The sequence below is a fragment of the Alcanivorax sp. HI0007 genome (assembly GCF_001635525.1).
GTDB lineage: Bacteria > Pseudomonadota > Gammaproteobacteria > Pseudomonadales > Alcanivoracaceae > Alcanivorax.
This window is the reverse complement of record NZ_LWEJ01000281.1, coordinates 1-7,924: the sequence shown is the minus strand read 5'-3', so window position 1 is coordinate 7,924 and position 7,924 is coordinate 1. Positions and strand designations below refer to the sequence as shown.

7 protein-coding genes, 2 rRNA genes and 1 pseudogene are annotated in these 7,924 nt (G+C 57.5%); 5 read left to right on the top strand and 5 right to left on the bottom strand.

The genetic code is table 11. The features are described 5' to 3' along the window. The 4 genes and pseudogenes from A3714_RS18155 to A3714_RS17105 all read left to right on the top strand — a co-directional run. Positions 1–234 (top strand): annotated as a pseudogene (locus A3714_RS18155) (hypothetical protein); the annotation flags it as partial. A gap of 124 nt (positions 235–358) precedes the next feature. Further along, positions 359–3,142 carry a valine--tRNA ligase gene (locus A3714_RS17115; RefSeq protein WP_062817898.1) on the top strand — a complete coding sequence of 928 codons (2,784 nt, stop codon included), beginning with the start codon at positions 359–361 and terminating at the stop codon, positions 3,140–3,142. An 18-nt stretch (positions 3,143–3,160) separates the two neighbouring features. Further along, on the top strand, positions 3,161–3,727 hold the full coding sequence (locus tag A3714_RS17110; protein ID WP_063509311.1) for a TetR/AcrR family transcriptional regulator: 567 nt from the start codon (positions 3,161–3,163) through the stop codon (positions 3,725–3,727). A 9-nt stretch (positions 3,728–3,736) separates the two neighbouring features. After that, the gene (locus tag A3714_RS17105) at positions 3,737–4,531 is read left to right on the top strand and encodes a class I SAM-dependent methyltransferase (protein ID WP_063509312.1); all 795 of its coding nucleotides are present in this window, start codon (positions 3,737–3,739) and stop codon (positions 4,529–4,531) included. Between the two features lie 21 nt (positions 4,532–4,552). Here A3714_RS17105 and A3714_RS17100 read toward each other — a convergent pair whose 3' ends face one another. Next, positions 4,553–5,236, bottom strand: coding sequence for a TetR/AcrR family transcriptional regulator (locus tag A3714_RS17100; RefSeq protein ID WP_063509313.1), 684 nt, complete (start codon positions 5,234–5,236; stop codon positions 4,553–4,555). Positions 5,237–5,314: 78 nt separating this feature from the next. Next, complete coding sequence (locus A3714_RS17095; RefSeq protein ID WP_063509314.1) at positions 5,315–5,515, bottom strand: DUF2061 domain-containing protein; 201 nt, start codon at positions 5,513–5,515, stop codon at positions 5,315–5,317. A 224-nt stretch (positions 5,516–5,739) separates the two neighbouring features. Between A3714_RS17095 and yegS the strand changes: the two genes are divergently transcribed. Continuing rightward, entirely contained in the window at positions 5,740–6,642 is a 903-nt protein-coding gene (gene yegS / locus A3714_RS17090) for a lipid kinase YegS (RefSeq protein WP_063509315.1), read from the top strand. Here yegS and A3714_RS17085 read toward each other — a convergent pair. The 3 genes from A3714_RS17085 to A3714_RS17075 form a co-directional block, all read right to left on the bottom strand. After that, complete coding sequence (locus A3714_RS17085) at positions 6,631–7,173, bottom strand: tyrosine-protein phosphatase (protein ID WP_062817892.1); 543 nt, start codon at positions 7,171–7,173, stop codon at positions 6,631–6,633. The genes yegS and A3714_RS17085 overlap by 12 nt on opposite strands. A 375-nt stretch (positions 7,174–7,548) precedes the next feature. Next, positions 7,549–7,664 (bottom strand): 5S ribosomal RNA (gene rrf / locus A3714_RS17080). 184 nt (positions 7,665–7,848) lie between these two features. Continuing rightward, positions 7,849–7,924 (bottom strand): 23S ribosomal RNA (locus tag A3714_RS17075); the annotation flags it as partial.

The following is a 7,924-nucleotide window of genomic DNA, read 5'->3' as shown; positions in this document are numbered from 1 at the left end:
CAGATCCGCAAGCTCGCCAGCGAACGACACAACCCCTTTCTTGGCAGCCCAACCCCGGCCCCCCAAGATCGTGTGGCGCCTGCCGTCATGGCCACGCCCCCTTCTTCTGCCCGCCCGACTTTGAACAGCGATGATATTGATGCGGTGATCGATGAGCTGGTGGCCGAGGCCCTGCCGAAGCTGGAAAAAGCCCTGCGCCTGAAGCTGCGTGCCGCCCTGCGCAAAAAGTCGTAAGTCCTCGCTTTCCCGGATATCCCCTCAGCAGGCTCCGGCAACCGGGTTTTCCCGCAACCCGCGACGCAGCCGCCCCGCTCCGCTATAATTCGCCCTCATTTTTTACTGGTTTAGAAGCGGACTCATGGACAAGACTTATCAACCCGATCGCATCGAACAGGCCTGGTATGAAAACTGGGAAAAAGCCGGTTATTTCAAGCCGTCCGGCCAGGGTGATTCCTTTTGCATCATGATTCCGCCCCCCAATGTGACCGGCAGCCTGCACATGGGCCACGCCTTTCAGGACACCATCATGGATACCCTGGTGCGTTACCGACGCATGCAGGGTCGCAACACCCTGTGGCAGGTAGGTACCGACCATGCCGGTATCGCCACCCAGATGGTGGTGGAGCGCAAGCTGGCCGGAGAAGGCACCAACCGTCATGAGCTTGGCCGTGACAAATTCCTGGAGAAAGTCTGGGAGTGGAAAGGCGAATCCGGCGGCACCATTACCCGCCAGCTGCGCCGCATGGGCGCCAGCGTGGACTGGACCCGTGAGCGCTTCACCATGGACGAGGGCCTGTCCAACGCGGTACGCGAAGTTTTTGTCCGCCTGCACAAAGAAGGCCTGATCTATCGCGGCAAGCGGCTGGTGAACTGGGACCCGACCCTGCATACCGCCATCTCCGATCTGGAAGTGGAGAATGTGGAAGAGCAGGGCCACATGTGGCATTTCCGCTATCCGCTCTCCGATGGTTCCGGGCACCTGGTGGTGGCCACCACCCGCCCGGAAACCATGCTCGGCGATACCGCCGTGGCGGTGCACCCGGAAGATCCGCGCTACAAGGACATGATCGGCAAGACCATTCGCCTGCCGCTGGCCGAGCGTGACATCCCCATCATCGCCGACGATTACGTGGATCCGGACTTCGGCTCTGGTTGCGTGAAAATCACCCCGGCCCACGACTTCAACGATTACGAAGTGGGCAAGCGCCACGATCTGCCGATGATCAACATCCTGACCATCGACGCGGCAATGAATGACGAAGTGCCGGAGGCCTATCGCGGCCTGGACCGGGTCGATGCCCGCAAGAAGGTGGTGGATGATCTGGATGCCCTGGGTCTGTTGGAGAAAGTGGCCGACCATACCCTGCAGGTGCCCCGTGGCGACCGCTCCGGCGTGGTCATCGAACCCTACCTGACCGACCAGTGGTTCGTGGCCGTGGAAGAACTGGCCAAACCCGCCATTGCCGCCGTGGAAAACGGCGACATCCAGTTCGTGCCGAAGAACTACGAGAACATGTACTTCTCGTGGATGCGTGACCTGCAGGACTGGTGCATTTCCCGTCAGCTATGGTGGGGACACCGTATTCCCGCCTGGTATGACGCCGATGGCAATGTCTATGTGGGCCGTGATGAAGAGGAAGTCCGCGCCAACAACAATCTGGGCGACATCCCCCTGACCCAGGACGAGGACGTGCTGGACACCTGGTTCAGTTCCGCCCTGTGGACTTTCTCCACACTGGGCTGGCCGGAAGATACCGATGCCCTGCGCACCTTCCACCCCACGGATGTGCTGGTCACCGGCTTCGACATCATCTTCTTCTGGGTGGCACGGATGATCATGATGACCCTGAAGTTCACCGACCAGGTGCCCTTCAAGAAGGTCTATGTACATGGCCTGGTGCGCGACAACGACGGCCAGAAGATGTCCAAATCAAAGGGCAATGTGCTGGACCCGCTGGACATGATCGACGGCATCACCCTGGATGCGCTGGTAGAAAAGCGCACCAAAGGCCTGATGCAGCCGCAGAAAGAAAAACAGATCACCAAGCGTACCCACAAGGATTTCCCGGACGGCATCAACCCCTACGGCACCGATGCCCTGCGCTTCACCTTCCTGTCGCTGGCCTCCACCGGTCGTGATATCAAGTGGGACATGGGCCGCATTGAAGGTTACCGGAACTTCTGCAACAAGATCTGGAACGCTGCCCGCTACGTGATGATGAACACGGAAGGGGAAGATTGCGGTTTGACCGGCGAGGTGGAATTGTCACTGGCGGATCGCTGGATCATTTCCGCCCTGCAGCGCGCCGAACAGGAAGTCAGCGAAGCGCTGGACAGCTTCCGGTTCGACGTGGCCAGCCATGCCGCCTACGAGTTTATCTGGAACGAATACTGCGACTGGTACCTGGAACTGTCCAAGCCCGTGCTGTGGGGCGACGATTACTCCGAGGCCCAGAAACGCGGCACCCGCCGCACCCTGGTGACCGTGCTGGAAGCCATCCTGCGTCTGGCTCACCCGTTCATGCCTTTCATTACGGAAGAAATCTGGCAGAAGATCGGCCCCATGGCCGGCAAAACGGCTGCGGCAACGGAAGGGGATAAGCGCGACACCATCATGCTGCAAGCCTTCCCGGCCAGCGACGCCAGCAAGATTGATGAAGAAGCGGAAACGGGTGCCGAATGGGTCAAGGCCGTGATCAGCGCGGTACGCAATATCCGCGGCGAAATGGGCATCCCGCTGGGCAAGGCCCTGCCCGTCTACCTGCATAACGGCAAGGACAGCGACAAGGCCCTGCTGGATGCCAACCGTTCCTTCCTGAGCAAACTGGCAAAACTGGAATCCATCACCTGGCTCAACGCGGAAGACTCCGCGCCGGCCTCCGCCACCGCCCTGGTCGGCGATATGGAAATTCTGGTGCCCATGGCCGGGCTGATCGACAAGGATGCAGAAATCGAGCGGCTCTCGAAAGAGATCGACAAACTGCGCAAGGAAGTGGGCCGCGCCGAAGTCAAACTGAAAAATCCCAAGTTTGTGGATAAGGCGCCCCAGGCTGTCGTAGACAAGGAAAAAGCCAAACTGGACGATTACCGGTCCCAGCTGGCCAAGCTCGAAGAGCAGCTGGAAAAAATCAAATATCTGTAAGGCATAACGGAAGCCGCTATGGATGACCCTCGCCGTGCCCGCATCCTTATCTGCGCCCAGGAAGTCTTCGCCAGCGAAGGCTTCCGTAGCGCAGAGGTCAAGACCATTGCCGTGCAGGCGGGGGTCGGCAAGGCCACCATCTACAAATTCTTTCCGTCCAAGGAGTCCCTGCTACTCACCATCGTGGAGGAAAACCTTAACACCATCCGCGATATCATTTTCGCTGACCTGATGGCCAGCATTCCCCCGCTGGAGCGGCTGGAAAATCTCTGCCGCAACGTGGCCCGCTATCTGGAGCAGAATCAGAATTTTTCCCGGGTGCTGATCCAGGAAGCCGGGGATTTCATGGGCGATATTCAGCGCCAGTACCTGGCGCTGATGGAACAGAACCTGCCCGTGGCGGATGCGTTCTTCAAGGAGCTGCGCAAGGACGGCTACTTTGTCGCCTTGCCAACCCGCGATACCATCTTGATGATGGTGAATCTGGTGGTGGGCACCACCTATACGTGGGCGCTCACCGGCGAAGGCAGCCTCGAACAACAAGCCGTAGACTACATGAAGGTGTTAATCCGCGGCCTCAAATAGGACGAGACCATGCGCATTCTGATTGCCCTGGCAGCATTGCTGTCATTTTCCCTGGCTCACGCGGCCTCCCTCGACGACATTCTTTCCGCGCCCCACCGCAGTAGTGAAGAAAAGGCGCGTGATCAATATCGCCACCCGGTACAAACCCTGAATTTTTTCGAGGTGAAAAAAGACATGACGGTGGTGGAAATCTGGCCCGGCGCCAAAGGCTGGTACACCGCGATACTTGCCCCCTATCTGCGCGAGGAAGGCACTTTTTATGCCGCCCAGTTTCCCCCGGATAGCGACATCGACTTCTATACCCGCGCATTGACCCTGTTCAAGGCGAATCTGGCCAAGCATCCCGCGTTATACGACCGGACCCGCATCACCCACCTTTATCCCCCTGCCTACAGCGACATTGCCCCCGCAAATACCGTGGACCGGGTGCTTAGTTTCCGCAATGTCCACAACTGGGCCAAGGCAGGCAAGGCGGAAGCCGTGTTTGCCAGCTTCTTCAAGGCTCTGAAACCGGGAGGGATTCTGGGGGTTGTTGAACACCGTGCGCCAGAAGGGCGCTCGCTGGATGCCCAGATCGAAAGCGGGTACATGACCGAAAGCTATGTGATTGCTCAGGCAGAAAAAGCCGGTTTTCGTCTCGCAGAACAATCGGAAATCAATGCCAATCCCCGGGACAGTGCAGACCACCCCGCCGGCGTCTGGACGCTTCCTCCCTCACTGCGGCTTGGCGATAAAGACAGGGAAAAATATCTGGCGATCGGAGAAAGTGATCGCATGACATTGAAGTTCGTGAAGCCGGAATAAGCCCGGCACACCATCACTCACTCAGGATGGAGTCCGCTCCAGCATACCCGGGGTGACCTCACCGAGGACCAGGGATTCGGCGATGCCGATGGCAACCTTCTTGCACAGGTCCAGCCGCTGCTGGGAGAAGCCACCGTCTTCGAAGATATAAAGGGAATAGTTTTCCAGCATCCACAACATGGTGCGGAACACCAGGGGCTCATAGTCCTTGCCGGTGTAACGGCTAATCTGGGCGGTGAGGACTTCGGAGGCAATATCCTGGGCCCGGACCCGGTGCGGTGCCAGCGCCGAGGCTGAGGAGCGTGCCTCTTCCATCATCAGTTTGATGATCGGGCCCATGCTGACGTGGTAGTCGAAATACACCTGGGTGGTATTCCGGATAATATCCCGGGCAGACGACGCCTGCTTCACCTCCTTGTGGAAGTGAAGCAACATGTTGTCCACGAAAATGCGATAGATGCTTTCCAGCACATCCATCTTGTTGCGGAAGTATTTGTAGAAGGTGCGCCGGGACACATCAGAGGCATCCAGCAGGTGCTGCACTGTGGTTCGCTGCAGGCCACGCTGGGCAAACACCTGCATGGAGTGGATCAGAATTTCCGAACGGGCCTGTGAGCGCTGACCGCCCTCCTCCCGCGCGTGCACTTCCAATACCTGATTCACCACCTGGCGGATCGCATCAATGTCACTGCTTGAATTCTGCACCTGACAAATACCCCTAGGAATGTATACTTGGTCGCTAGCTTAACTAACGGTTACAGCAGAGTAAACATCGAGTTTATCTTATGCCATGACCGTTCCGCTCACGACTTTACCCGGGGCCCATCGCTTCCAGATCTTCTCGTGGAAATGGTACGCCACGGTATTCACACAGGGCTCAACCAGGGCCGTCGCCCCACCAATCCGCCAATCCCCGGTCATTGCCCAGACGACCAGAAATGCCACGGCAATATGCATCGCACCGAAACTGAATGTCTTGATCATTGGCCACCTCCTTGGCATTTATAATTACAAAGGCCAGATCAATAGCAAAATTCGATTATTCAATATCCCCAATAGCAGATAGCAATCATTCTCAACAAAGACTCGCAAGCGTTAACAGTTGTAAAGTTCGCACCCCTGTCACACCCTCGCGATTGCTCGCCAGGGCCTGCTGCAGGTATCAAGTACACTTGCTTCCGCATTCACTGAATTAGGAAACCCTGACTGTGTCCACGAAAAGCCTGCTTATCCTGCACGGTAAACAAGCCACCAACGAGGAACTCCGCGAAGCTGTAATGGCGTGGAGAGACAAGGGTCACGACCTTGCCGTACGTGTCACCTGGGAAGGCGGTGACGCGGAACGCTACGTCGAAGAAGCCCTGTCTTTGGGCTACACCACGCTTATTGCCGGTGGCGGCGACGGCTCTGTCAGGGATATTGTTCATGCAATGATGACCAGTGGGCGCGATGACCTTGCCCTGGCCATTTTGCCGCTGGGCACCGCCAACGACTTCGCCACCGCTGCCGGCACCCCGGAAAGCATTTCCGAAGCCATCGCGTTACTCGATGCCCCCGCCACTGACTGTGACGTCATTCAGGTCAATGATCACTATTTTCTGAACATGGCCACTGGCGGCTTTGGTACCGAGGTCACCACCCAAACCTCCGAGGATCTCAAGAACATGCTCGGCGGCGCCGCGTACCTGCTCACCGGTCTTACCCGCTTTTCAGAGATTCAGGCCGCCGAAGGCAGCTTCAGTGGTGACGACTTCGAATGGCAAGGGGAATTCCTTGCCCTCGGACTGGGAAATGGCCGACAAGCGGGCGGTGGGCAGCGGCTGTGCCCCGATGCTCTGATCAACGATGGACTACTGGATGTTGCCATTCTTCCCGCGCAGATGGATTTACTGGCAGGCGTGCGAGAACTGTTTGATAGCGAAGCCCGTCAGGACCCCAAGCAGGAAGGCCTGTTCGTTCGCAGCCGGCTGGCTTCACTGCAGATCAGAACGCCCCACCCCATGAACCTGAATCTGGATGGAGAGCCCATCCAGAGCACAGAGTTCAACATCCGGGTCATTCGTAATCGACTCAAGCTTCATCTGCCACCGGACAGTGCGTTACTGGGCTGAGGGCTCTGACCAGTCGGCACATTGCTGGATGAAGGTTCTGACAGCCCGTCGACGCCCATCAAGCTTGTGTCCAAACAGCGGAAAGTGTTTCCACACTGCCTGGTCACGCACCCCGTAGCGTCTCGTGGCTACCGCGACGACCATCATGCCGGTTCGAATAACGCCCATCTCGCAATGCACCAGGCAGCGGCTTTCGCTTCGATCCAGCTCCCTCATCAGTGCCTGAATCTGCGCTTCCGTAGGCGGGGTATCCTGGGCCATGGGAATATTCACCAGCCTGAGCCCGTGCCGGGCGCAATACTGGCTTTGCCGCTGATACCAGTCCCCCTTGCCGTATTCTGATTCCAGACGCAGGTTGATAATGGTGTTCACACCCAGCACGCGATGCATCACTCGCAATGCAATCGGCCCCAGAGTGCCACTGCGATAGAGTTTGCCCACCTCCACCGTTCTAAAGTGGTACATCAGTTTGCGGTAGCGGTAGATCAGTAAAGCGATCGCCATGGTGATCAATATGATGTTCAGCAGCATGGTCTTGGCTCATTGCTTGTGATGAAGCATTGAGACTGCAGGCTTGCCGAGTAAGGGGGATGACGGCGGGGTGGCGGTTTGGTTACAGGTGCGAGGCCCGGGGTGGGCACTGATTCGTTGGAGCCATGCTTGCATGGCGAGGGGTAGTTTTCCGCTTCTGGGTTCTAGGTTGGAGTTTGAGGCTTGGCGGGGCGTGATGACCTACAGTGTGTGACGAGCATGCTCGCCATCCCTTCGGGACCAAGCTGGCTCGGTCTCCCTTGAGGGGATGGCAGCGCGAGCGCTGCGAGGTAGGGAGAGTGGATCACCGTGATCCTGAATAAAACAAAAAACCCCCGACACTTTCGTGACGGGGGTTTTCTGTTTTATTTAAGAGCCTGACGATGACCTACTCTCACATGGGGAGACCCCACACTACCATCGGCGATATGTCGTTTCACTTCTGAGTTCGGCATGGGATCAGGTGGTTCCAACACTCTATGGTCGTCAGGCAAACTGGTTTAGCTATCCACGCGGGCATCGCTAAATTAGGTTGCCTTACCGGTGTACTACACTGCTCACCGGCAAAGCCAAATGGGAACGAGAAGTTTGCTAGTCAATGCTGCAAGCGTCCAATCTCTGACACCGTCTCTTTGCGGTCCTAGCTCTTGGAGCCGAAGACTGCTTTGGTGTTATATAGTCAAGCCTCACGGGCAATTAGTACTGGTTAGCTTCACGCCTTACAACGCTTCCACACCCAGCCTATCAACGT

What these genes read in the sequence shown, in the direction of transcription:
- A3714_RS17085 (WP_062817892.1), bottom strand. Translation starts at nt 7,173, where the DNA reads ATGCTGCTGAACATCATATTGATCACCATGGCGATCGCTTTACTGATC.
- A3714_RS17115 (WP_062817898.1), top strand. Translation starts at nt 359, where the DNA reads ATGGACAAGACTTATCAACCCGATCGCATCGAACAGGCCTGGTATGAA.
- A3714_RS17110 (WP_063509311.1), top strand. Translation starts at nt 3,161, where the DNA reads ATGGATGACCCTCGCCGTGCCCGCATCCTTATCTGCGCCCAGGAAGTC.
- A3714_RS17105 (WP_063509312.1), top strand. Translation starts at nt 3,737, where the DNA reads ATGCGCATTCTGATTGCCCTGGCAGCATTGCTGTCATTTTCCCTGGCT.
- A3714_RS17095 (WP_063509314.1), bottom strand. Translation starts at nt 5,515, where the DNA reads ATGATCAAGACATTCAGTTTCGGTGCGATGCATATTGCCGTGGCATTT.